General features: G+C 59.5%; 16 protein-coding genes. 4 read left to right on the top strand and 12 right to left on the bottom strand.

Features of this window, described 5'->3' with window-relative positions:
* Nucleotides 1-44: 44 nt before the first annotated feature.
* The 6 genes from SR870_RS17035 to SR870_RS17010 all read right to left on the bottom strand — a co-directional run bounded on the left by SR870_RS17035 (nucleotide 45) and on the right by SR870_RS17010 (nucleotide 10,327).
* Nucleotides 45-659, bottom strand: coding sequence for a ribonuclease D (locus SR870_RS17035; RefSeq protein ID WP_322514724.1), 615 nt, complete (start codon nucleotides 657-659; stop codon nucleotides 45-47).
* A 721-nt stretch (nucleotides 660-1,380) separates the two neighbouring features.
* Nucleotides 1,381-1,668, bottom strand: coding sequence for a CRISPR-associated endonuclease Cas2 (cas2, locus tag SR870_RS17030; RefSeq protein ID WP_322514723.1), 288 nt, complete (start codon nucleotides 1,666-1,668; stop codon nucleotides 1,381-1,383).
* Between the two features lie 5 nt (nucleotides 1,669-1,673).
* Nucleotides 1,674-1,895, bottom strand: coding sequence for a hypothetical protein (locus SR870_RS17025; RefSeq protein ID WP_322514722.1), 222 nt, complete (start codon nucleotides 1,893-1,895; stop codon nucleotides 1,674-1,676).
* Nucleotides 1,896-1,945: 50 nt separating this feature from the next.
* Entirely contained in the window at nucleotides 1,946-3,646 is a 1,701-nt protein-coding gene (gene cas1 / locus SR870_RS17020; protein ID WP_322514721.1) for a CRISPR-associated endonuclease Cas1, read from the bottom strand.
* A gap of 476 nt (nucleotides 3,647-4,122) precedes the next feature.
* Nucleotides 4,123-8,160: a type VI-A CRISPR-associated RNA-guided ribonuclease Cas13a gene (gene cas13a / locus SR870_RS17015; RefSeq protein ID WP_322514720.1), complete on the bottom strand. Its 4,038-nt coding sequence runs from the start codon at nucleotides 8,158-8,160 to the stop codon at nucleotides 4,123-4,125.
* Between the two features lie 61 nt (nucleotides 8,161-8,221).
* Nucleotides 8,222-10,327 (bottom strand): hypothetical protein, encoded by a 2,106-nt coding sequence (locus SR870_RS17010; protein ID WP_322514719.1) that lies wholly within the window; start codon nucleotides 10,325-10,327, stop codon nucleotides 8,222-8,224.
* Between the two features lie 777 nt (nucleotides 10,328-11,104).
* On the opposite strand from SR870_RS17010, the gene SR870_RS17005 reads away from it, so the two are divergent.
* Nucleotides 11,105-11,323, top strand: coding sequence for a hypothetical protein (locus tag SR870_RS17005; RefSeq protein WP_322514718.1), 219 nt, complete (start codon nucleotides 11,105-11,107; stop codon nucleotides 11,321-11,323).
* A gap of 1,040 nt (nucleotides 11,324-12,363) precedes the next feature.
* On the opposite strand, the gene SR870_RS17000 is transcribed toward SR870_RS17005, so the two are convergent.
* On the bottom strand, nucleotides 12,364-13,641 hold the full coding sequence (locus SR870_RS17000; protein WP_322514717.1) for a hypothetical protein: 1,278 nt from the start codon (nucleotides 13,639-13,641) through the stop codon (nucleotides 12,364-12,366).
* A 225-nt stretch (nucleotides 13,642-13,866) separates the two neighbouring features.
* The gene (locus SR870_RS16995) at nucleotides 13,867-14,259 is read right to left on the bottom strand and encodes a hypothetical protein (protein ID WP_322514716.1); all 393 of its coding nucleotides are present in this window, start codon (nucleotides 14,257-14,259) and stop codon (nucleotides 13,867-13,869) included.
* Nucleotides 14,260-14,708: 449 nt separating this feature from the next.
* Here SR870_RS16995 and SR870_RS16990 point away from each other — a divergent pair, with 449 nt between their 5' ends.
* From SR870_RS16990 to SR870_RS16980, 3 genes are all read left to right on the top strand, one after another.
* Nucleotides 14,709-15,881, top strand: coding sequence for a PGN_0703 family putative restriction endonuclease (locus SR870_RS16990; RefSeq protein ID WP_322514715.1), 1,173 nt, complete (start codon nucleotides 14,709-14,711; stop codon nucleotides 15,879-15,881).
* Nucleotides 15,878-16,219, top strand: a complete 342-nt coding sequence (locus tag SR870_RS16985; RefSeq protein ID WP_322514714.1) for a DUF2958 domain-containing protein — start codon at nucleotides 15,878-15,880, stop codon at nucleotides 16,217-16,219. Before SR870_RS16990 ends, SR870_RS16985 begins: the two co-directional genes overlap by 4 nt.
* 181 nt (nucleotides 16,220-16,400) lie before the next feature.
* Nucleotides 16,401-16,808 carry a hypothetical protein gene (locus tag SR870_RS16980; protein WP_322514713.1) on the top strand — a complete coding sequence of 136 codons (408 nt, stop codon included), beginning with the start codon at nucleotides 16,401-16,403 and terminating at the stop codon, nucleotides 16,806-16,808.
* Between the two features lie 47 nt (nucleotides 16,809-16,855).
* Here SR870_RS16980 and SR870_RS16975 read toward each other — a convergent pair whose 3' ends face one another.
* Genes SR870_RS16975 through SR870_RS16960 form a run of 4 tightly spaced genes read right to left on the bottom strand, consistent with a single transcriptional unit; the run spans nucleotide 16,856 to nucleotide 23,475 of the window.
* The gene (locus tag SR870_RS16975; protein WP_322514712.1) at nucleotides 16,856-17,560 is read right to left on the bottom strand and encodes a SprT family zinc-dependent metalloprotease; all 705 of its coding nucleotides are present in this window, start codon (nucleotides 17,558-17,560) and stop codon (nucleotides 16,856-16,858) included.
* Between the two features lie 2 nt (nucleotides 17,561-17,562).
* Nucleotides 17,563-20,760 carry an HsdR family type I site-specific deoxyribonuclease gene (locus SR870_RS16970; RefSeq protein ID WP_322514711.1) on the bottom strand — a complete coding sequence of 1,066 codons (3,198 nt, stop codon included), beginning with the start codon at nucleotides 20,758-20,760 and terminating at the stop codon, nucleotides 17,563-17,565.
* Nucleotides 20,757-21,986 carry a restriction endonuclease subunit S gene (locus SR870_RS16965; protein WP_322514710.1) on the bottom strand — a complete coding sequence of 410 codons (1,230 nt, stop codon included), beginning with the start codon at nucleotides 21,984-21,986 and terminating at the stop codon, nucleotides 20,757-20,759. The genes SR870_RS16970 and SR870_RS16965 overlap by 4 nt, the downstream gene beginning before the upstream one ends.
* The gene (locus tag SR870_RS16960) at nucleotides 21,979-23,475 is read right to left on the bottom strand and encodes a type I restriction-modification system subunit M (protein WP_322514709.1); all 1,497 of its coding nucleotides are present in this window, start codon (nucleotides 23,473-23,475) and stop codon (nucleotides 21,979-21,981) included. Before SR870_RS16960 ends, SR870_RS16965 begins: the two co-directional genes overlap by 8 nt.
* Nucleotides 23,476-23,503 lie beyond the last annotated feature (28 nt).

Genomic DNA, 23,503 nt, shown 5'->3' with positions numbered 1-23,503 from the left:
ACCGAAACGGGGCAGAGCTTTCCACCGAATCTGGCCCCAATTCCTCAAGAATGCGCGAAGATATCCTCTTCGCTCCAGCCGCCGAGGTCGAGCCGGGCGCGGTGCGGGAGGAATCCGAAGCAGGCCTGGGCCAACTCGGTGCGGTTCTCCCGCGCCAGCATGACGTCGAGTCTGTCGCGCAGCGCGTGCAGATGCAGCACGTCGGAGGCGGCGTAAGCGAGCTGGGCGTCGCTCAGCGTGTCCGCGCCCCAGTCGCTGGATTGCTGCTGCTTGGAGAGATCGACATTGAGCAGCTCGCGCACCAGATCCTTCAGGCCATGGCGGTCGGTATAGGTGCGGGTCAGCCGCGAGGCGATCTTGGTGCAGTAGACCGGCTGCGGCATCACTCCGAGCGCGTTGTAGAGCGCGGCGAGGTCGAACCTCGCGAAATGGAAGATCTTCACGATCGCCGGGTCGCCGAGCAGCTTCTTCAGATGCGGCGCGTCGGTGTGCCCCTGCGGGATCTGCACGACGTCGGCGCTGCCGTCGCCGTTCGACAATTGCACCACGCACAATCGGTCGCGATGCGGATGCAGCCCCATCGTCTCGGTGTCGATCGCCACCGAAGTCGTATAGCGCGCGAGATCCGGCAGATCGCCGCGATGCAGACGGATCGTCATGGTCAGGCCAATCCTAAGATTTGAATTCGGACGTTGAAGGAGAAGCCGGAACCGGCCTCGAATCGCCTGCTCAACCTATCGCCGCGACCGGCGCGAGGCGAGCGCGGCGCCGATCCTGCGGTGAGAATCGTCGGGCTCGGCATTAGCTTCAGGGCATTGGGCGAGTGGTGCCCAGGAAAGGATTGTCGACCTGAGTATTAACCCCAAGCAAATTCAATAGCTTATCAGTTTTGCCGCGACTCCTTCTGTACCAGAGGATTGTGCTGCTGTCGACCAGGAAGGATCGCTGAGCCAAATGCGGCTCCGCGGTGCAGTCCGCTGTGAAAGAAGCGGTCATGCCGAACAGCTTATCGGCGGACCGAATCATTTCCTCAGGTGCAGTCCGCTGCGAAAGAAGCGGTCATGCCGAACGTTGCAACTCGAACCCCTGTGGAGAAAGGGTGCAGTCCGCTGCGAAAGAAGCGGTCATGCCGAACTAACAACCATTGAACCCACCTTGCTTACAGGGTGCAGTCCGCTGCGAAAGAAGCGGTCATGCCGAACTTACTGAACGTAACGCCATGAGTACACGAGCGCAAACGCCCTCTGTTTCGGAGCCCGATGCAATCTTCGTCGCTGAAGCCACCGTCGAAGCAGGTGCTTTCTCGCCGTTCGACAAAAAAATAGCAAAATCAATCGGTTGGATCCTTCTGAACCCGATTTAACAATGCAAACCCGGAAATCACATCAGCCAATACGCTCCCTGTGGCTCGATCGGTAACCCGCCACGGGTATCGCAGTGGCGTTCGCTGGTCGTGCTGATGGAATAGACTCGCAGGCTGTCGTCCTTTCCGAGATGGGCTTCAACATCCCGCACAAGCCGAGCCAGAGCAGCCCCGGTCATACGTGTTTCGAAAACGGAAAACTGCACGCGTGACGCTCGATCTTCGAGGATCCGCGCAATCTTGCGACGGCGAACGTCGGATGAAACATCATAGCAAATCACGCGGAGCATGGTGTCGCGGGACATGAAATTCACGGCTCCATGAGGTAGGCGACGAACAGGGCCGGCTGCCCGTTGAGCACGGCATGCGCCAAGCTTCGGGCCTGCAGTTGCATCATCGCGCGCCAGGCAAGCTTGCCCGCGCCGTCGGTACGATTGATCCGTTTCGCGACAGCGGCTTCATAGCCGAGAACGATGGCACGTCGCCCCTCCGCCGAGATTTCGACCGGGTGGTTGCTTCCGTTGCAAAACATGTCGAGCCGCAGGCGTCGGGCATTGAACAGATAGATGGCAAGGCCTTCGGTCAGGGGAGCCCGGAGGGCTCCATCAAATCGTAAACCAGACCGTCGTGACGGTCGCGGCTGCCGTGCAGGAAGGCGAAGCCGGAGTGCAGTCCAGCGCACTGGATGGCCGCGCGCATATCCCGTTCCAGGATCGCCGTCATGTAGTTGATGGCGGCGTTCACCGGGTCCCGCGCCGGGCGGCTACGACGGAAAACTGCCTGTTTGTCGCCCTGCAGCAGAAAGCCGAGTGCTGGCCAATACGTCGCCGTCGTCGACCCTTCAATCCCCCGTAGCGCTTCGGCGCTGGCCTGCAAATCGACCTTGCGCAGCGCGCGGCCCATTTCAACGAGCGCTTCGCTCACGGCGTCAATCTCCTGCCCCCGATTCAGACGCATCAACTGTGTCCGCTGGTTGCGAATGCGGGCCGTGACCAGCCGCCGGCAAATTGCGGTGCGGAAGTCCTGGTCGAGCAGCGCTTTCGCCTGCGCTAATTGCAGTGTAGCTCGCTTGCCTTCGTTGGCGATTACGACGCCCTTGGTCTGGCCGTAACCGTCGATAATCGAAAGGTCGATGGCGCAGTCGATTGCGAGATCCACAACACGTCGATCGAATTCTGGGATGGGACCCACTTCGATTCTGCCAATTCGCTGGTTCGGGATCGAGATCAACTCCGAACCATCCTCTCGCGATACCGAGAAACTGCGATTGCGGACCGTCAGCCGATGGGTTGGATCGAGCACGTAGAGTACCCGACGTCCGGGATCGAAGCGCGATCCCTTGTCTTCCAACTGGATGATGCCTTCGTCGGTCACTTCGGACTTCGCTGGCTTGCCACGGGGCGCCAGGGGCTCGTCCTTCTGTTTGAGCGCGAGCGATTTCAGGAAGAGGTAGCCGACAAAGTCAAATCCCTTGTCAAAATTGACGATGCGGGTCGCCTCTTCGTGGAGGCGCAGGTTGTGAGCCGCGATGACCTCGACGCAGCGCGCCAACGCCTTCTCCGCCTTCTTTTCCGACTTGCAGAGTATGACGAAGTCGTCAGCGTATCGAACGATCTTCACACCGTCCCCATCCATCTCCTCGTCCAGCGCGTCGAGATAAATGTTGGCGAGCAGGGGTGACAATGGAGATCCCTGGACAATGCCCTGACCCGGCGTCCCCAGGGCATTGCCCTGTTCCTTTAGCATGCCGGCGATCAGCCCGAGTATTGCCGCCGCGCCGGGGAAATGACTGATGATAGCCTTGATCTTGTCCTGCAGGATTGCCTGGTCGATGTTGTCGAAATAGCTGACGATGTCGGCTTCGATCACGGTCGAGTAGCCGCGCTGTCGCCAGTTCTCAATCTGCCTCACGGCGTGGATCACGCCGCGATCGGCTCGATAGGCGAACGAACCGTTCTCGAAATGAGGCTCGAAAATAGGCGTCAGCACGTTGCCGATGCTGGTGTGAACGACCCGATCGCGCACGCACGGGATCGTCAGGATTCGATATCCCGGCTTCTTCTTCGGGATGCTCACCTTCCGAAAAGGGCCGCTGCGGTAGGTCCCCCCGAGCAGTTCGGCGCGCAACTGCATGATGTTGGCAAAGAGGTCGGTCTTGAAATCCTGCAGCGTTACGCCGTCGCCGCCCGGGCTGCCATCATTGGCTTGAACCTTGTACCAGGCTTCCTGAAGCCTTTCCTGCGAGGTCACGCTCTCCCAGAGATTTGCAGTTTTGTCGCGCATGTTGAGGCGGCTGGAAATGCCTTCGCGGCACCGGGCTGCGCCCAATCTTGCTTGGGCCAAGAGGAGAGGGATGTGCGGACGGATCGCGGGATCGCACAACTAGTTTGATCCGCTGTGAAAGAAGCGGTCATTCCGAACACTGAACTAAATCGAGCCACCGGCTGAGGGGTGCAGTCCGCTGTGAAAGAAGCGGTCATTCCGAACAAGGACCAAAGGGCCCCTATGGCCCTCCTTGAGGGTGCAGTCCGCTGTGAAAGAAGCGGTCATTCAGAACACTAAAGCCCCATCCCCCCACGCTTGGGTGCAGTCCGCTGTGAAAGAAGCGGTCATTCAGAACCGCGCCCATGTAGCACGCTGACTTCCCTGGTACAAATCCAGGCAAATCTGAACCAGACCAAATGCTGGTGGATCGTGCGGTATCTAAATCCATTACGTCCTATCTCTTCGAAAATAACATCATAGTATCATGTGCTTAGTTATTTCTGAGGCAGAATTGGGTATTCTTGTTCCAGGATAGATCGAGGAATCTCGATCTGCTCGCGCACCAGAAGCTGGAAAAGCGCCTCTGGATACCGAAGCTCGCCTCGGTTCTTCGTTTCTCCGTCGCGTTGAAGGGGCGCGCGGTAGCCGCCAGGATCGAAGTCGAATAGGGCCTTCACCATTGAGGTGAAGCGCACGGAAGCTTGCGGCATGCAGAAGCGAGGATCGAAGTCCTCCCGCGGTTTCACCATTGTCAGGTGGCTTTCGAGAGCCGGCACCACGACCGGTCTCTTCAACCGATCCCCGACGAGGTCCCAACTGATCTCCAGCCCTTCCTCCCGGACGATGTCGGCCACAGCTTTGCTCACCGCATTCTTCATTTTCCGATCGTGCCCCATCAGCGAACGGACAGCATTGACCAGATAGGTCAGGTTCGGACGCCGGCCTCCGCTGATGGCGTTGTAGTGAGCAAGGTCATTTCGGATCTGGCGCTTGCCGAGGTGGAAGCCCGGCGCGCCCCGTCTCTGCGGCGGAAGATTGATGCCGTCTGCAACTCGGCGATTCCGCGCTTCGACATCGCGAATGTTCTGGGCATCCGATCTGCCGAAGTATCGTATAAAGAGCTGCTGCTGCGAGTCGTCGAGCAGACAAAGCTCGATCCCATCGCCCTCCAACGTGTAGCCCTGTTGGGGACTCCAGAGCGTCAGGATGCCTTCACGGACTTGGTCTTCGTTGATGGCGCCGCGTCGGTTACCCTTTCGGCCGGACTGCACGTGCTGTTCGAACGCGGTCGCAAGTTTCTCCTTCATCCGCGGCGGTAAGTTCAGAACGATCGCATCACCGGCTGCGACCTTAAGGGCGAAATGATCCGCGCCGATGGTCTGAAACAGCAGACCGAGAAACACGTATTGGCGGTCGCGCTCCCATATCAGGCTGAAATCCGCGAGCCGTCCGAGGATCCGCATCATCAGTTGATGAAGACGTGCATGTTCGGCAAGCCGAGCGCCGGCAATCCGGAAATTGTACAGCGCAAGGCTTGCCACTGTCTCCCGGTATGCTTCGGAGGCAGGTTTCAATTTCCTGACATCAGGCATCTTCTCCTTTGACATCGCCACGATCTGCTTGGCGAGTTCGTTCTTCGACTCCAGCAGCCGGTGAATATCCTCGGTCTTCAACGCTGCAAAGCCGTCGACTTCCTGGGACGTGACCTTGTGCTTTTCGAAGATGCCCTTCAGCGCCTCGTGGTGATCCATGCGCAGGATCTGTCGCAATCCCCGACGCGTGCCGGGCAATGACAGATGGTGTGTCTCGTTCGCTTCAGAGTAGACCGCCTCGAACTGTTCCGGCTTTTCGTAGAACACCTTGCCGACATCAAGTCCTTCAATATGCTCGCGGCCACTGAACCCAGCTGCGTTGACGGACAGGTACAGGCCCATCAAGCGGTCTAGTTCGGCAAGCGTCCGCGGCACCTCGCTGCTCGTCCTGCTCTGAAGCGCCAGCGTGCGCCTGAATTGGTGGCGGAGCAGGGCCACATCGTCGACCGGCACCAGATAGAGCCAAACATAAAACTGCCCATGCCACGGTTTGATCTCGTCCGGCCATGGGGGGCAGGGAAATTCTTCCAGCTTGTCGGCAGTGTCGCGCTCGTCAGGGGGGAGGGCCTCCCCGATTTCCCAGAGCCAGGTTAGGCCCGAGGTCTCGATATAGCGGCCGAATAGTCGGATGAACAGTTCGAGACGAAACTGCTCGACAATCCGCATCCGCTCGCGCTGTCCTCCCGGCCTAGCCTGGTAGGTACGACGAATGGCATGATCGGCCATCGCCTCGGTCTGCAGTCGCCGCAACAGTTCGGAAAGACCCTCAGCCCCTCGTAGCTCGACGTTAAGTAAACTTTCCGCAATCGCGTAGTGTCGTTGATGGCCAGCCTCCTTGGCATAGAAGGCCTCGAAGCGCTGTCGCTTGAAGGCGATCACCTCCTGCACGGATGCACGCAGCATTTCGGTGTCGCCGGCAATGCTGCCTAGCCATGCTGCGAACCCGGATCCATAGAGCTGCCGAAGCACTCCGACCTTGAAGTGATTGGCACCCTCCGTGATTTTGGACAACCCGCTCAGATCGAGCGCGCCAAACGGGCTTAGCCACGCCGGAGCCCCGACATCATCCGAACGACACAGATCGGAGGCGTGCCTCAAGACCGACATGAACTTGGGTGCCGAAATTTCGGCCGAGACGGGTGTCTGGGCGAACTCGGCGTAGAGATCGTCGATCTTGCTCGGAGCGACAAACTCTCTGACCTTCAACCGCTCGAGATCATCGAGAGCGACTCGGCGGCGGAGAGCAATATCAAACGCCAATAGACTGCCGAAGGCGGCAATAGCGTCGGGATGGACTTCTTCGGCCCTTCTGTTGTGGACGCCTTGGTTGTGATCCCGAAGCTCCCTTACCGGCGCCCCTTCAAGCACGGCGAGCAGGCGATCCTTGGTGTTGAAATGGTTGGTCCGATTCCGAATTTCCCCCGCGATGCGTAGGAGCGCCCAAAGAATTTCGCGGTTTGCGGTGCTGTCTTTCTTCGGGTTGCCTGATTGAGAGAAAAGGACATCTCTGCGAGCCTTCGGATATTCGGCTTGGATCACCTTGTCACCGAAAATGAGGCCTGTCAGATTGCGGTAGCGGCTCGCTTCAAAATCATCGACGGCTGCCCGAGCGTAATGCTTGCCGGCAGGGTCTTCATCGAAGTCGGTGGGACGTGGCTTCTTCCTGTCGATGGGTGCGAGAACCTGGAGCGTGCGAAGTGACAGCGCCACGGATGTTCGCCAAACTCGCGTGAACGCCTCGTTTCGCTTGATCTCGCTCTGTCCATCACTCGTCGCCAGATATTCGAGGCGTTCGGTGAACGCAGTTGCCAAGTCGGGTGCGTCGGGCGGGATGTCGCTCGCGTGAGCGATGAGCTTGCCGAGGCGAATCAAGGCGCTGAAATCGGCGTTCTGCGATTTGGCGCGGATTATGTCGAGAAGGTGAGCCTTGTGATGCGGCAGCAGCTCGCCCACCTTCTTCTGATCGGCCTCGCGGATCGCTCGCGTGAATCGCTCCGATCTGCCAATATCCTGGTAGAAGCCGCGCACCGTGTTATGCAGCTGCCAAACAATCTCTCTCTCCTTGCTGCCCGGGTGAGTCTTGGAGAGCACGTGCCCAAAATGGTCGTACAGGAGTTGGCCGATATCGGTCCGCGAAAATTCCGCGTTAAGTTGAACAGAGGCCGTTGCGGCAGTGAAGATACGAGCTGCAACGTCTGCCTCGAAATAGAGCGGAACGGCTGCATCTAAGTCGAGCGTGTCGGTCTCCTCGTCCCTCTCGCGCGGATCGTTGGTGCTGGACACGATATTCCGTCCGCGGCGTTGGATTAGCCCCTCGCGCGGATCAGCCGTACTCCGCGGCCCACCGGAAATCTTCAGCTCGCATTCGAAGAGGTGTGACCAGATTGCCTCGGCGGTTGCCTCGTAGTCTGCCCCGCCGGCGGGATTGGTTCGCCAAAGAGCCTGATGCCACCGTCCACGAAACGAATCGCTGGTCAGCAGCTTGTCTCCATACTTGATGATGATATCGGCGTTCCTGTCTGCCCTGGGATTGGCCGGGCTGTACGCGTGTTCGGCGTATGGATGGATCTTCCAGTGCCAGCGGGCCTTCAACTCGGCCAACGCCTCCTCGTCTTCCTTTGATCCCGAACCTAGGGGACCGACCTTCTTCTCGATCCGCTTCCACAGCTCCAGAGACAACATCGTCCGATCGACATAGGCATCGATCGTGAAATTTCTCAGATTCTGCCTCCTCGGCTTCCGGATCACCTTGTCGAGTGCCGATACGACTTGCCGTATCAAGAGGTCGGGGTCGCCGGCGACGAATTCCTGCATCCCTTCCGGACGAATTTCGGCCCCGGCAAAGTGCAATGGCCCCGCGCGCGAGACGCGAAGCCCCCTGCCGAAGTCCTTCCCGGAGAATGCTGTGAAACTCTGGCCCTTCGAACGAATGATCTTCATCTGAATATCCGATGCTTGTAAGTCTGACGATGCGAGGTGGAGCACGTCATCGGCTGAGTAATTATGACGTCTTGTTCGTTTCCTGGTCCGGCATTCTCCATTGCCGATTCTGAAATCGTGCGAACAAGAAGATTAGAAGGCCCGCTATGAGCGCAATTGCCGTGTATCCAATGAGTACCGAAAGTGCGATCCCGCCGAACTTCCCGTTATCCAAGATGATCAGCCCGCCAAGCACATTCCCCGCAAGCGAAAATGGCAAGCCGACCATCGCGAGATAATTCAACACGGAATTGGCGCGAACCTCGCTGCTCGAAACGACCATGCGTTCGAGCTCGTCAATTTCAGCCATAGCCGCATCGAAGCGCTCCCGAGCGCGCCAGCGCCTCTCGCAAAGGCTCCGAAGACGGTGTACCAATGGATCCGGTTCGAGGTTCTGCGTCTCCCGCCAGATGCGTCGTGCAATTAGCTTTCGCCCGAACAGCGCTTTGAGCGCTTCTCGCTTCGACGATTCCGACCCCGTTCCGATTGCTGCTTCCACCAGCCCTCGGAGTCGTTGTTCGATTTCACGTTCCATATCGATGGCCGATTTCACCTTCCGGGCAACCCGCTTCGCGGCTGCATCAGCCGCCTCCGCCGGGAAGCCGCCGTCCATCGACATCTGCACGAACATCGCGCCGTGATCAGAGATGATTGCTATGCCTCCTCGCTCTTCAACTAGATCGAAGCTGTCAGCAGGAGCGAGGGAATCGATTGAACTTTCGCCAGTCTGGATGAAGCTTGCGCATGCAGCCGTGAGAGTCGGCGTCCAGAGAGCGATGTCGTCAGGAAGCGAATTGACTCGTTCAGCGAGAACGATATGGAGATCCACCCCATCGACCAGCCGAGCTCTGAGATGCTTAGTCTCCTCCGGCGAGTCGGTCAGTCTCAACCCAGGACCGTCACCACGAAGCGGGCGCAATCTGAAACCAAGGGTTGGAGCGTAAACGCGCCAGATTGCCTCCTTGACGTCCGCCCATGTCAGTTGCGTGCCTGGAACGATCTGCCCATTCCACTCGATGCCACGGGGTGCTGCGAGCAGCGAGCGCCTTCCCATTTCTTCATACCACGGCTGATGACAAGGTTCTGCCCTGCTCCATGGTTCGCTGTGGCTGGGAAGAACTCTATTTCCCGCCCCTAACTGTCCGCGAGGTCGAGCAAAGCCATTCGGCCGCGCAGCAAATTCGCGCCAACGCTCTTCCTCGATCCGCTCAAGTTCAATCCAGAGATCACGGAGGTCGAGGCTCGCGAGGGGATCGGTGGAAACGGTGAAGTCATTGCCGGACATTGAAAGGTCCGGCCTGTATGTCGCCTGAAAAGCGAAACCGTGACCGGTGAATGTGCTGGCGTCGGATCGAGCAAAAATCTTGAGGCTGGAGGTGATAATTCGTTCGCTGAATAGGATGGCGTCGACCACCGTTTTCCTGCGACTTCCGGCCAGATGGACCGCCAGCTGCAATCGCGTTGCGGCTGCTCGGAGGCGTCGATAGACGGCTTCTTCATAAGCCAGTCGTGAATGCGCCCGATCATGAAGCTCGGCTACGATGTGTGATGCGGTTTCCAGAGTCCTTGGCAGCCGCGTTGGTGATAGCCGCAGATCGATCAGGCCTTCTGCATATGTAACGCACGAGCTCAATGCGGCCGCGAAGGCCTCGGAGGAAGCGTCCGCCTTGCGGTTTACGCTCTCCTGCAACTCGACATGGCCAAGGGCACTTAGAAGTGCCCCAAACGACTCGTCTGGCCGGCAACCAGAGTCGATGAATCCGCGCTCCCAGCGTGAAGCGTATTCAATCCACCGAGCATCGAGCCGCTTGCCGTTTAGCCGTCTTGCGAGCGCAATCAGCGTCAAGCAGGTGTCAGGCGATGCATCATCGATGACGATCGATAGGCCGGCAAACGGCCTTTCAAAATCTCGGGTGCCGCCGAGCAGGCTCCGCCATTCCTCGATCGTTTCGTCACTCTGTTCTGCGACAAACTCGGTCGCTGATGCGTACTGCCGGCCGAGGCTTTTGTGACTGAGAGACAGCTTCCCCTCTGCGATCCCAGCGGTATCTAAAACACCAACAAGGATTTGCGTCGAACGAGCTCTCGAATCGTTTCGGTCGAGAATGTTGGCTGAGTCAAGAAGCATGATTGAAACCAATTGTCGTTTAAAACATCAGCGACGGGCGCGCTTGAAGGTGCACTACATCAGAAATCTAGTAGTGCTGGCCGCAACGAGTGGATGGTGGACTGCGCCAATTTTGCCTGCCGATCGAATGGGTGGACTAAGCACCTATTGATGCGTGTTTCTTCCGCGATTGCAACATTTATGGCTGGGATTGCTATTGGCAGAGGCGGCCAATGCGGCGGCCGTCCAAACCACGTTTTCGGTCAGGAGGATGCGAAGCTGCTGCGGCCAGATAGCGCGCCTCGAATGGCCCCGATCGCCTCTTTCGTCTATTTGGCTGACATCGCGGCAGAGCGATTGCTTCAATGTTGCGGATAGGCAGGCGTAGCCAGGAGGTTGATCGTCCGAATGAGGTCAGCCCACCGTTAGCGCTTGGGGAGCGACCGTGAAGCTGCGGAAAGGCGGTTGGAATCTGTCATCAACCAAATCGTGGGAGCGGGCGGATCCGACTACCGGCGGACATGTCAACGAGAAGGCCGAAGCGGGCGCTACCGCGGACTAGCGGTATCGCCGCTGCGCAAGCACCGGCTTGACCCGCCGGACATCCCACTGTTCTCGGCTGCGCCCGGGCGGATGATCCCGTTCATCGACGGCCTTCAGCACGGCCATTAAGACGGCCTACGCACCCAAAATGTGCATGAAGGCAAGTCGGGAAGCCGCGCGGCTACTGATTTATGGCGCCTCCCAGATACATCGTCGTAGCGCTACAACATCGACTACTTCGCCGAACGCCACGATGTGCTGGAGATCGATCTGCCGGGCCATGGCAAGCCGGCCTTTGCGGCAAGATTTACAGTGAATTTCCTGGCGCTGATCGGCTCCGCCACCGACAGGCGCCGCGCCGAGGAGATCGTTGCCGAATCGCGGTGCGGCATTCCTCAGATAGCCCTCGCCGATATCCGCAAGTTCGGCGCCTATCGGCTTACGGAAGATTTGGCTGAAGTTCAGCCGTACTGAGGGCCACAACGTCAATCTATCAGGGGAGATGAGCTATCTTTGATGCGGTCCAACCTTACGGTCAACGAGCATGAAACGACAGATCTCCTCGTTGAGCTGAGTGGCTCGACCAGTGCTGAAAACGCTCCACCCCTGGGCCAATTTTGAGATCAGAAACACTATTGCAATTCTTGTTGGCGCGCTAAATAAGCATCCCCCCCCCCCCTTCCTTAGACAGATAGATTGGTAGTCTGCGCTCCGCAGACTACCACCCCTAGCCACCCGCCCCCCTGGCCGATCCCACTACCACTCCCCCTGAGCAATCCTGGCCGACCAATAGCTAATCAAACCTCCTGCCATCTCGCCTCCGCTCTCCATTCCGGAATCGCCGCCTTCTCTAAGCGGCGATTACTGGACAAGGGGCTCTTGCCCAGCTTAGGGCGTCCGATGAAGCGCGCGGGATCCTTGTATGTGTGACAGCGTCTCAGATCGTGTGATCTGCTCGATTGACGTTTTACGTCTTGCACACCTTGTGTTGTCGCCGGCGTCATGAACACCCTCGCTCCGAGTTTCATGAGGGCGGCGGCGATTTCCGGCTTCTGTAAGATCACCCGCACACCATACCAAGATGGTAGTAGAATCTAGGGCGCAGCTACCTCGCAGCCCCATTTATAGCCGATCGCATGCGCCACGATTGGGGCGCTGGCTCCATCGACACTCTCCGGGATTCACTCCAAGGGCACTAGCACGTTAGCAACTCTTCGACGCCAATTCATCGACCACAATTTGAAAGCTCTAACCTTTCATTTTCGTCTGGCGCTTAATCACGAGCGCGACGGTGCGCTGCTTACACATAGGTCTCCGAGCAAGCCAGACAGGCATTCAACGCTCCTCGTGCTGAACGAGTCATCATTTCACTGGCGACGAAACCGGTCACGACTGGCTGATTGTTACTCACTTGGCGTGATTTGCGTCGCCGCCCTCATGAAACTCGGAGCGAGGGTGTTCATGACGCCGGCGACAGTGTGTCAAATGATAGGTATCGCGCTTCTATGACAACTCTAAGCCCAATAGTCGCTATGATCGTCGACACTCAGCGATGACATCAGTTGCAGGCGATCTCGGTCGAGCAATTCATCGCCGCTGTACATTCGATCAAACTCGCCGCGCGACAACATCGACCTGAAGCGGTATCGTTTCTGTGCCGTCCGACCGATTGAATGCGAGACCGCTGAGATCTTGCCCACCGTCAGGGGAAGCTGGTCGCGAAGATGCCACGGATTGACGACGTCCCGCATTTGATAGCTCGACAATCCGAGCGTCCGATGTTTGACGGCGTGGACAGCCGCGGGATCGAGCTGCTTCGTCATGTAGCGAAACCACGACCAATGCCGAGCGACAGCGGCCGCGCTCGCTGGCGCGTCTCGCCTGATGGTGGACCGAAAGGCGCTATAATCGAAGTTCCTGCCGTTGTACCTCGTGAGACAGGATCGAGACCACGCCTCGAACTCCTTCGCCGATGCAGGCGGCACGTTCATCATGATATGACTGTGGAAACCCCGGGCTTCGTCGATCTCGTGCACCCAGGCATAGTGCGCTTCAACGCCGTTGCGCTGCTTTGCCGAGAGTCGCTGCCGCGGACCCAGACCAACTTTCAACCACTTCTTGGCTTCGTTCAAATAGCAGCCAAGCCGCCGCGACGCTTCCTGTTCGCTTATACCCATCATCGACCAGATGATGACGATATGAGCGTTCATCGCGACACCGTAGCGCCACAGCGCAAACGAAAGACCGTCGTAAAGATTGGCGACTTCGTCACCCGTCAACAAGGAACTGCGAATCGCGGGCGACGGAACGGCAGGGCTCCGGAAGGGATTGATTTGCTTCGTGGGGCCGTGCGGCGTGATGTAGGTGATGTCCCACTTCTGTGTTTCGAAGGAAATGACATCCTTCCAATCACCGCGATGACGATGATCAACGGGTTCGATCAGTGAGGCTGGCCGTTGCGGGCAAAGATGATGAGAATTTTTGGTATCAGTCTCAAGATCAATCTCGGTCGCGGAAGAAGCGTGGAACGCAGAAGGCCGCGTGAGCGGGTTCAGATGCCGGAAGCGCTCGAACTTGCGTACCGCTGCTCGGTGCGCTGCCGTCGTCTTCTTTGACGGCGGCGGCATCATGGCGCGGATCCGTTGAGAATGCTCACACTGTCCAGCGGCAGCACGGGCCATCAGTTGAGCGATAGCCGGGTCATCCGGGTCGAAGCAGCATGCTTCGAATAATTCGCGAGCGAGGTCATCGGGGTCGCTGAAATCGCTAAGGTACTCTGTTAGCTCGTTCATTTCCAAATCGCTCCTAGGGGAGGTCGGCCCAGTCCATTTCGCTGAACGGCGCGGCCGTATCTTATTGAGACTAATCAAGATGTCGGCGAGGCGGGCGCTCGCTGTTCTGAAGGGCGTCCGTTGTGCTTCCAAAAAGCTTCGGTGCGCTTCCAGAAAGCAGCGGACGGTGGTGCGACGGGCTGAAGCCCGTCGCACCATGCCGTTTCTCGGGGGGGGGGCGGCCGATTAAGTCTCGGCGGAAGCCGACTGATTCTCGGATTGAGTATCGATGTCGCTCTCGGCCGCGACTTTGCTCAGCTCCGCTTCGAAGTCAGCCAGAACCATGAAGAGGTTGGGCTGGGTGTCAAAGGGAACGCCGGGCTGTTTGCGACGCCACGGCTTCTTGGAGCCACGGCTCACCATCTCGGCAAGCCGAGCTTGAACATTCGTCCCCCAAGGGGCGGCGGCCGGACAATTGACCTTTGCCGCAAGAAAAACGGCCAAGGAACTCGTCGGCGAGAGGCTGGTGCTGAAAAACAGTGCCAGAGCCATGCTCTTTAGATCCGAGATCTGGGCGATCTCTTCCAAGGGCATGTCGTTGCGAAGGGCAGGTGGAGTTGGTGCATTGACGTTACGCATAGAGCGCTCCTATAAGTTGTAGGGAGCGCCGTCAGTCACAACGACCGACCGAAATCACGTTTCCTACCTTATAATATAGAAAGTTCAGGGCTCATTCCTCACGCAGCCCCGCTATGCAATTTTGCGCGTACTAAATGTTGTAGAGTTCGGCTCGTCTGGCTAGATCTGGACGCCCGCACTTACTGGACTAATTGCCTTAGATGCCGTCGGGCCATATCCACAAATACAATCGGAAGTAGAAAATCTCCGGGCAAGACAGGCCCGCAAGCGTCCGCAGCGCCCGCGATGACGAGTCAGCAAGCCCCGCCGATGTGACTCCGCGGCGTCGTTCGACCAAAGCGCTCAGTCGAGTCAATCGCCGCTCGGAATCTTTCTACGTCGGCGGAGAGGTCATCTCCTCAGCCCTAAAGCTGAATCTCCTGGTGGCATATCGCCGTTAGGAGACCTCAATGAACAAAAAAGCTTCACCGGAAGGCGAGGCCCCATCTCGGCTCTCGTTGCCTCGCTGCCCGCTCGTGCCGGATGCCATCCTCAAGGCGCACAACGTCCACTTCGAAATCGACAGCCGTTTCCGTCGCGCCGCGCGCCTTCTGCAGGCTTTCTGGCTCGCAGATCAGAAGATTCCGACCGGGGTGCACGTCCGCCGCGACTCTGAGGTGGTCACCACATCAGATCTCGGATCTCTCCTGGGCCCCGAGGCTGCCCGTTCGGGAAAGAACTTCATTTCTCCCCAGATCCACAAGCTCGTCCAACATGAGCTGGTGATGCGCGAGGAGGGTGCCGCAATCGACGAAGAGCGCCTCTTCGGCAATGCGCTTAGTTCGATGCCTCTGGTTTTCAACCTGTTTGGGCCCATGGCTCTCGACATTGGTCTCGCGACTGCCGTATTTCGTCGGCTCTTCCCGGATTTCGTGGATCGCGTTGAGCGGATTTCGTTCGAGCATTCGCCTGGCCGCAGGGAGTCGCGCTTTCTGGACGACGGAACAGCGTTCGATGTGGCCATTCACGTGATCATGCCTGACGGTGATCCGGGCTCCATCTTCGTCGAGGTCAAGTACAGCGAGGATATGCTCGGGCCAGCCGCGCGCCATCGAGACCGCTATGACGAAGCATCTCGTCAGAGCCGCCTCTACAGAGACCCGGATTGCATGCTGTTGCGCTCCCTGGGGCTCGAACAGTTGTGGCGCGAGCATATGCTGGCGCAGCTCGCCGTGGACCACGGATCAGTAGGCCGCGCCGTGTTCCTCGCGATCGGACCTCGTCTCAACCGTCGGGTCCAGAGCGCCTTTCGGGTCTACGAGTCGTCATTGATCGATGACGGTGACGAAAGTCGCGTCGCATTCAAGTTTATGACCCTCGAGGCCGTTATTGATGCGCTCAGTGAAGCCGGCGCGACCGATATCGCTCGCACTCTCTGGGCGAGGTACGCCGACTTCGAACGTGTCTACAATGCATCATTGATGATCGCTGATGATGCCACCGTCGGTGGACGCCCGCCGTCTTCGACCGCAAACATGCAAGGCACCGTTCGTCAGCAGCTCACGCTGCCTGCTTCTCAGGCCCTCGGGAGGTCCACCAAACCTGCTCAGAAGGCGAAACGCGTCGGTAAGGTGAAGTCATGAGCGCCGATCGGCTACTAACGGTCGCCGACCGGGTTCAGCTGTTGGTCAATGCCCTCGCCGAGGATAAGGATCATTGTCCAGCCGTCAAGCTGTTCACGCCTGATGGTTCAGCGACTTGGCTAATCAGCGAAGTGGATCCCGACGATCCGGATCGCCTATTCGGCCTCTGTGATCTAGGCCTCGGATCCCCGGAGTTGGGTTACGTCAGCCTCGCTGAACTGACTGCTCTCCGGGGGCCTCTGGGACTTCCGGTCGAGCGTGACCGTCATTTCGTTCCGAACAAGTCGCTTACGGCATACGCGAGAGACGCGAGAACGAAAGGCTTCATTTCAACCTGAAAAGAAGGGGCGGCAGCCCGCGCTGCCGCCCCTTCTGCTGGCGCAGCGCTCGATCAGCGAGTTCTAATCTCCCTCCGAACTCGCGAAGCTCCACACGTAAGCCGATGTCAGCGCGAAGCTGCCGCGAGCAACTGCGCACCGGCCTCCTTGAATTCCTGCAAGATCTTACTTCGGGGGCGGCATGCAAAAACATCTTGGCAAGAAACACCTGATCATCCTGGGAGCCCTCGGAGTAATCGTGTTCTTCGGCTACAAGTTCATTATCGGGCAGTCCGGAGATATCCGCGTGGGCCAAATGCCAAGCTGCGATAGCAGTCCCGTTCGGCGGCTTATCGCGAAGGTCATCGAGGAGTCGCCCCGTGCGCAGCTGACTGGTCTTAAGCTGCTCCGAATCGGCGAAATTGAGGACTACGTCGACCCGCCTGGGCAGCCGAGCAGCCCGAAGGCAAGCGACCCCACTCAGGAATCGCGCTTGTGCAAGGCGGTGGTCTTCACGAGCGCAGGGAAGGGCGATCTTCATTTCGGTCTGAGCTGGGCCGATCCTGGAAAGACCGAGCTTTGGCTGCAGGTGACGGTCGTGACGTTCTAGATTCTGAAAGGACGCGGTAGACCTCTCTTCGATAGCACAGCACTCGATCAAGCGAGCATACGCTCAAGTGCAAGCTTTCGCCTTTCCCAATCGGGCATCATCTGGGTCATTAACTCGAAGAAGGCGCGACCATGATTGGGATGGCGAGCATGGGCGAGTTCATGGACGATGACGTAGTCGATACAGGGCAGTGGAGCGCGGATCAGGTCACGATTGAGCGTGATCCGCCCTCTGGCTGAGTGGCTCCCCCACCGTCGCTTCATGGGGCGAATGACGAGACTGAGCCGCTGAGTTGCCACGTGGGGGAACCTCGCCAGCAGAGTCTCGAATCGCATGCTCAGCTTTTCATCTGCGTGGCGTCGATACCACTGCTCCAGCAGAGACCGAACGCACTCAGGGGAGGGTTGGCCGGCCACCACCACTTCAAAGAAGCCGGCTTTAAGGCGAACGCTGCTCCTCTCAGCTACCCTCACTTTTAGCCGAAACTGTCGGCCGAGATAAAGGTGGGTTTCACCTCCAACGTAGCGCCGGGCCGGCGTTCGAGGGAGAAATTGCTCGAAGTAACGTCGCTGCTGAAGGACCCAGCTGGCGCGCCGGATCAGCCGCTTCTCAATGACCTGCTGGCCGATGCCCGCGGGTGCGACGATCTCGACCGCGCCGTCCGGATGAACTGTAATTTCCAGCGTCTTGCGAGAGGAGTGACGCGCCGAATAGTCGATCCGCTGATTCGCATAGGCAACCGACCCCCGCATCCTCATGCCATCCGCGCGCGGGCGATCTTCAGAACGCCATCGACAAGAGCGTCGATCTGCTCAGGCGAGAGATCGACGCTGTGCTGGTCCCTGACAACGTCGAAGAAATAGTCGTCCATGCGGTTCCGCATTGCGTTCTGGACATCAACGTTCTCGGTCCAGTTGACGACCTTCAGCGCTTTGACGATCGACACCAACTCCAGCGCAGCAGCGGCCAGAACAGGTCGAATACTGCTCCCGTGGAGATCTGCAGGGCCGTTCATCGCGTTCTGAAGGGAGTTGAACACAGCCACGGCATGTTCGTCCGACCGAATCTCAGTAGGCACGTCGTCGTGCTTCGGCCGCCGGACCTGCTCGGCCGCCTCCCTGATCTTATTGAGGTACTCGTTGTCGCTGAGGCGCTTCGCTCGATGCTCTGAAATGGCCTCGGCGATAAGATCGGAGATCTTCTTGAAGAAGACCGGATCTTCTTCCATGCGTTCAGTGATGGTGCGCTTGGTCTGGCTGGCGATAAGGTCAGCTTTCGAGGCTGGCGTCGTCTGCTCGTCCACCGCACGGTCGAAGGCGTCGGTATCGAAGATGTTGACCGGCTCCGTGACGACCTCGACGGCGTCGGCGCTGATATGGGTGTCGAGCAACTTGCGGATACGGGCCTCGTACTGCTCGAAGTCGATCGCCTCTCGGTACCGATTTCGAACCGCCGTGCGGAGCTTCTGAAAGCGGCGAAGATCGTCCTTGTACAGCCGGGCATGAGCTTCGTTCTTCGGATCGTTCACCCAGTCGGATGTGGCGAGAGCTGTCGCCAGTAGCCGGGCGAATTCGGCGAGCAGCGCATAGAACTCCTTGCGCACCGCTTCGTCGGCCAGGAACACCTCATAGGCCTCTTCGTCGCGTCGCTTCCCCACACCCTTGAAATGGTTGATCAGATTTGCGTGTGCCTGCGGCAACCGGGCGATCTGCGCGTGCACGTCGATGATCGCATGGCCGACATCGAGATCATCCGGATCGAAGTCGGCCAGCGCCGAATACGTCCGCATGGCCGTATCCAGCTCACCAAGGACGCCGGCATAGTCGACGATGTAGCCGTATTCCTTGTCTTCCTCGACGCGGTTTACGCGAGCAATGGCCTGGAGGAGATTGTGCCCGGTTAGCGCCTTGTCGATGTAGAGCACGGTGTCCACCGGGGCATCAAAGCCGGTGAGGAGCTTCGAGACCACAATCAGAATCTCGGGCTCCTCCCGCTTCTTGAATCCCTCGGTGATCTGGCGGTTGTACTCCTCCTCGCCGCCGTACTTAGCCATCATCGTCTTCCAGAATCGGACAACCGGCTCGGTGACTTCCTCGGCGGGATCGTCACCGGTGGAACGGTCGTCCGGCGCCGACATGATGACCTCAGCCAAGATGGTCCCCATCTCCCTGAAGATTTCGTAGTACTTGACGGCAGCGGCGCGCGAGCGGACAGCGAACTGCGCCTTCCAGCGCGTGCCTTTCCAGAATTTCGTGAAGTGTTCGGCGATATCGTAAGCGATCGCGGCGAGCGTCTGGTCGCCTTGTGCGATTTCACTGTAGCGCGCGAGCTTCCGCTTCAGGTCGGCGCACTGCTGGTCTGACAAGTTGCGTGTCACCCGCCCGAACCAGGTGTCGATGCCGTCCCGATTGACCTCCTGGACGACTTGTCGGCCCTCGTAGATCAGCGGCAGAACGGCCTTGTCCTTTACAGCCTGGTCGATTGTGTAGGCGTCGATGATGCCGCCGAACCGTGCTGCCGTGCTCTTCTCGTTCTTTGTCAGCGGGGTGCCGGTGAAGCCGATATAGCAGGCCCGTGGGAAAACGCGCTTCATGCGCGTGTGCATCGCGCCGTATTGCCCACGGTGGCTCTCGTCGACCAGCAGGAAGACCTCGGTGGACTCGTCCTTGAAGTCGCCTTTGGCGACCGCTGCTTCGAACTTGTTGATGACCGTTGAGACGATCGCCGCTTTATCGCGGGAAATCAGTTCGAGCAGATGCGTTCCGGTCTTTGCCTGGATCACATCAGTGCCGCAGGCATCGAACGTGTCGCGCAGCTGCACGTCGAGATCAATCCGGTCCGTCACCAGCACGACGCGGCGGTTGGTGATGGTGACGTCGAGGCCGAGCGCCTTCGCGAGCATCACCATAGTGAGCGACTTGCCCGACCCTTGCGTGTGCCAGACGACGCCGCCGCGCCGGGCGCCGTTCGCGTCGCGCTCGGTGGTCACCCGCTTCAGGATCTTGCGAACGGCGAAGAACTGCTGATAGCGCGCGATCTTCTTGATGCCGAGATCGAACAGGGTGAACCGGCGGGCGAGATCGAGCAGGCGATCGGGCCGGCAGAGCGCATGGATGACGCGGTCCTGCTCGCAGATCGTGCGCCCCTCCTCGCGCCGGGCCTCGAAGGGCGCCTGCTCCTCGGCAAATCCGTCGCCGAAGGTGCGCCGGGTCTGCGCTTCGTCGAGCGGGGCATTGACGAGCGGCGCCACCGCCGCGTCGTCGAACTCCTTCTCCTTCCACACGGCCCAGAATTTCGCTGCCGAGCCGACGGTCGCATATTTGGCCTCGGACGGCTTGACGGCGAGAACGAGCTGCACGCTACGGAACAAATGCGGGATCTCGTCGGCGCGCTGATAGGTGATGATCTGGGCGACGGCCGCGCCGAGGTCGACATGCGGCGCCTTGCACTCGATCACGGCGAACGGGATGCCGTTGACGAACAGCACGATGTCGGGCCGGCGCGTCTCGTGGCTGCCGGACTTTTCGACCTCCAGCTCGGCGACGGCATGGAAGGCGTTGTTCGCCGGCGTCTCCCAGTCGATGTAGCGCAGCGAGCGCCCGCGGGTCACGCCCTCGATGGTCTGGTCGAGCGACGTGCCGAGCTGCAGTAGATCGGTGGTCTTCTCGTTCAGCGTCATCAGGCCGAGCGGCTCCGGGCTGCGGAGCCGCTCGATCGCGGTGCGGATATTGGCCTCGGAGAACGGGTGCCGGCGGCCGTCCTGCTCGATGCGGTTGAGCGTCGCGAGCTGTACGGCGAGGATGTCCTCCAGCAGCACGCCGCCGAAGCGGCCGCGGCGCTCGCGGTCGACCTCGGCCTGCGTCAGCAGCGTCCAGCCCGGCGTCATCGCCTGGAGCAGATGGAGCGCCGAGAGCTGAGACGTGTGGACCTCGCCGCCGCGGAACGTGCTCACTCGGCCGCCTCCGACTCGGGCATCTTCACGGTCCACTCGCCCGTCAGCAGCTTCTGCATGAGGCCGCGCTTCTGCTTGGCGAGGGCATCGCGTTGACGTTCGATTATGGCAATCTCTCGGAGACCGGTGTCCAGAACTTCGACGATGCGCTGTTGCTCATCGAGCGGAGGCAGGTCCAAAATGAAGTCTGCGAGATCTTCGTAGTAGATCCGAATGCGGACTCCACCGCTACCCGCGCGTTTGACGAAACGGCTCCACGTCGGAGTTCGTCGGAGATGATCGAAGTACGCCGGCAGCAGTAAATCTGGGCGCGTCTCGAATGCCACATAGTCAGGGCTGACGAGCACATCCTGTCCGTGATCATTCTGCGCGAGGGACCCGATATTGAGGCGCATTGGGTTGTATGCGAACGCTCCGGGGCGGACGACCTTGTAGCGCGACAAATCGGCCGACCGGACATGATCCTTCATTGGAATCATGCCGTGCAGCTTGTTCACGCCCATAACGGCGTCGGCGTCGAGTTGACCCGCTTTATTGCGGGCCGTCGCCTCGCGCGTTACGTCGGTCAGGGCGACAGACGGCCAGTTAGAGCGCTGCCGGCCAACACGGCGCCTTCCGGTCAAGAGTGCGTGCGACAAGTGTTCGTATGCAACTGCTTGGGCAGCGACCAGCCGCTCCGTCTTATCGATAGCCGCGTCCCAGGTGCGCAAAACATCGGCGATGCTGCGCTGCAGAGTTGCCGGAGGAAGCGCGACTTTCAGGTTCTCGAAAAAGCCAAGCCCTATGGTTTTAATGGTCGACCCATTCGCGACCTTCTCAAAGACCGGCTTCATGCTCTGAAGCCAGTAGTACAGGTACTCGTTATGCAACGGACCATTGGAAGCACACTGCCACGAGATGAAATGCTGGCTAACGGCCATTGCCCTTCCGAGAATAGCACTCTTTCCAATCGCAGCGTCGCGACAGACAATCACCGTTCCCGCGGGATGGAGAACGGCGGACGAGTGATGGATTCCGAGATCAGAAATATTCTTCGTAGTCTCAAAGATAGTGTGTCGATCAAGCCTGCTGCTGTCAGCGAGTGAGACCCAGAATATTCCGCCATTCCAATACTCCGGATGACTCTGGCTGGGTGTATGCCCACTACCCCGCTTCGCGACGTCGTCAAGCCGCACAATCGGCCAAGTGGCTCGGCCAGTCGGCGGCTCTAGGTTGGAATCACGCATCCGCCCCGAGCTCCCGCAGATACCCCGCCATCCGTTTCTTGACCTCGACCAGTTCGGCTTCGAGCTGATCGATCTCCGCCTGCACGGCCTTCACGTCGATCTCGGCCTCGGCTTCGAACGTGTCGACGTAGCGCGGGATGTTGAGGTTGAAGCCGTTCTCCTCGATCTCGGCGGCGGGCACCACGCGCGCGTACTTGTCGGCGTCCATGCGGGCCTTGAACGTGTCGATGATCTTCGCCGTGTGCGCGGCTTCCAGAATGTTCTGGGTCTTCGCCTGCTTGAAGTCGCGGCTGGCGTCGATGAACAGCACGTCGGTGCTCTTGGCGCGCGAGCCGCCCTTCTCGCGGCGTCGGTCGAACACCAGCACGGCGACCGGGATCGAGGTCGACTGGAACAGGTTCGACGGCAGGCCGATCACCGCATCGAGCAGGTTCTCGCGGATCATCGCCTCGCGGATCTTGCCCTCGGCGCCGCCGCGGAACAGCACGCCGTGCGGCACCACCACGGCGACGCGGCCGAGCTTCGGCTTCGCCGTCTCGACCATGTGGGTGATGAACGCCCAGTCGCCCGTGCTTTTCGGCGGGATACCGCGCGTCCAGCGCTTGAACCGATCGCTCGGCGCGTTCTCGGCGCCCCACTTGTCGAGGCTGAACGGCGGGTTGGCCACCACGACGTCGAACGCCATCAGGTGGTCGTCCTCGATCAGCAGCGGGTTGTTGAGCGTATCGCCCCACTCGATCCGCGCGCCGTCGATGTCGTGCAGGAACATGTTGAGCTTGGCGAGCGCATGGGTGCCGCCGTTCACCTCCTGCCCGAACAGGGCGAAGTCCTTGCCGCCGACTTCGTACGCCGTCTCGATCAGCAGTGAGCCGGAGCCGCAGGCCGGGTCACAGATGCGGTCGCCGGGCAGCGGCGCCACCAGCTTGGCGAGAACCTGGCTGACCTGCAGCGGCGTGTAGAATTCACCAGCCTTCTTGCCGGCCTCCGAGGCGAAGCGCTCGATCAGATAGATGTAGGCCTCGCCGATCGCCTCGTCCTCGACGACATGGCCGGGCCGGAGGTCGAGCTTGGCAAAATCCTCGAGCAGGTTCTTGATCCGGCGGTTGCGATCCTTGGTCTCGCCCAACTTGGTCTGCGAGTTGAAGGAGACATTTCGAAACACGCCGCCGAGCTTGGCCTTGTTGGTGTTCTCGATCGCCTCCAGCGCGATGTCGACGCGCTCGCCGATGTTGTCCGCATCGCGCGCAGCGTAGAGCTCGTCGAAGGTCGAGCCCTCGGGCATCACGAAGCGCTCGCGCTGCATCCGCCGCTGGACGCGAACGTCGTCGCCCTTCAGCTCGCGCATGTTCTCTTCGAGGTGCTGCTTCCAGACGTCCGAAACGAACTTCAGGAACAGCATGATGAGGATGTAGTCCTTGTACTCGGCCGGGTCGATCAGCCCGCGAAATGTGTTGCAGGCTGCCCAGGCGACACGCTTGATGTCGTCCATGGAGGTCTTCTCTGCTTGAGGAATGTTG

This window comes from Rhodopseudomonas palustris (genome assembly GCF_034479375.1).
GTDB lineage: Bacteria > Pseudomonadota > Alphaproteobacteria > Rhizobiales > Xanthobacteraceae > Rhodopseudomonas > Rhodopseudomonas palustris_M.
The sequence above is the reverse complement of the archived record's forward strand: the minus strand, read 5'-3'. Positions and strand labels throughout refer to the sequence as shown.

Coding starts and splice junctions, on each gene's coding strand:
- SR870_RS16990 (WP_322514715.1), top strand. CDS start 14,709: ATGAACAAAAAAGCTTCACCGGAAGGCGAGGCCCCATCTCGGCTCTCG.
- SR870_RS16965 (WP_322514710.1), bottom strand. CDS start 21,986: ATGCGTGATTCCAACCTAGAGCCGCCGACTGGCCGAGCCACTTGGCCG.
- SR870_RS16960 (WP_322514709.1), bottom strand. CDS start 23,475: ATGGACGACATCAAGCGTGTCGCCTGGGCAGCCTGCAACACATTTCGC.
- SR870_RS17000 (WP_322514717.1), bottom strand. CDS start 13,641: ATGAACGAGCTAACAGAGTACCTTAGCGATTTCAGCGACCCCGATGAC.
- cas1 (WP_322514721.1), bottom strand. CDS start 3,646: ATGCGCGACAAAACTGCAAATCTCTGGGAGAGCGTGACCTCGCAGGAA.
- SR870_RS16985 (WP_322514714.1), top strand. CDS start 15,878: ATGAGCGCCGATCGGCTACTAACGGTCGCCGACCGGGTTCAGCTGTTG.
- SR870_RS17010 (WP_322514719.1), bottom strand. CDS start 10,327: ATGCTTCTTGACTCAGCCAACATTCTCGACCGAAACGATTCGAGAGCT.
- SR870_RS17035 (WP_322514724.1), bottom strand. CDS start 659: ATGACGATCCGTCTGCATCGCGGCGATCTGCCGGATCTCGCGCGCTAT.
- SR870_RS17025 (WP_322514722.1), bottom strand. CDS start 1,895: ATGTTTTGCAACGGAAGCAACCACCCGGTCGAAATCTCGGCGGAGGGG.
- SR870_RS16980 (WP_322514713.1), top strand. CDS start 16,401: ATGCAAAAACATCTTGGCAAGAAACACCTGATCATCCTGGGAGCCCTC.
- SR870_RS16995 (WP_322514716.1), bottom strand. CDS start 14,259: ATGCGTAACGTCAATGCACCAACTCCACCTGCCCTTCGCAACGACATG.
- SR870_RS16975 (WP_322514712.1), bottom strand. CDS start 17,560: ATGCGGGGGTCGGTTGCCTATGCGAATCAGCGGATCGACTATTCGGCG.
- cas13a (WP_322514720.1), bottom strand. CDS start 8,160: ATGAAGATCATTCGTTCGAAGGGCCAGAGTTTCACAGCATTCTCCGGG.
- cas2 (WP_322514723.1), bottom strand. CDS start 1,668: ATGTCCCGCGACACCATGCTCCGCGTGATTTGCTATGATGTTTCATCC.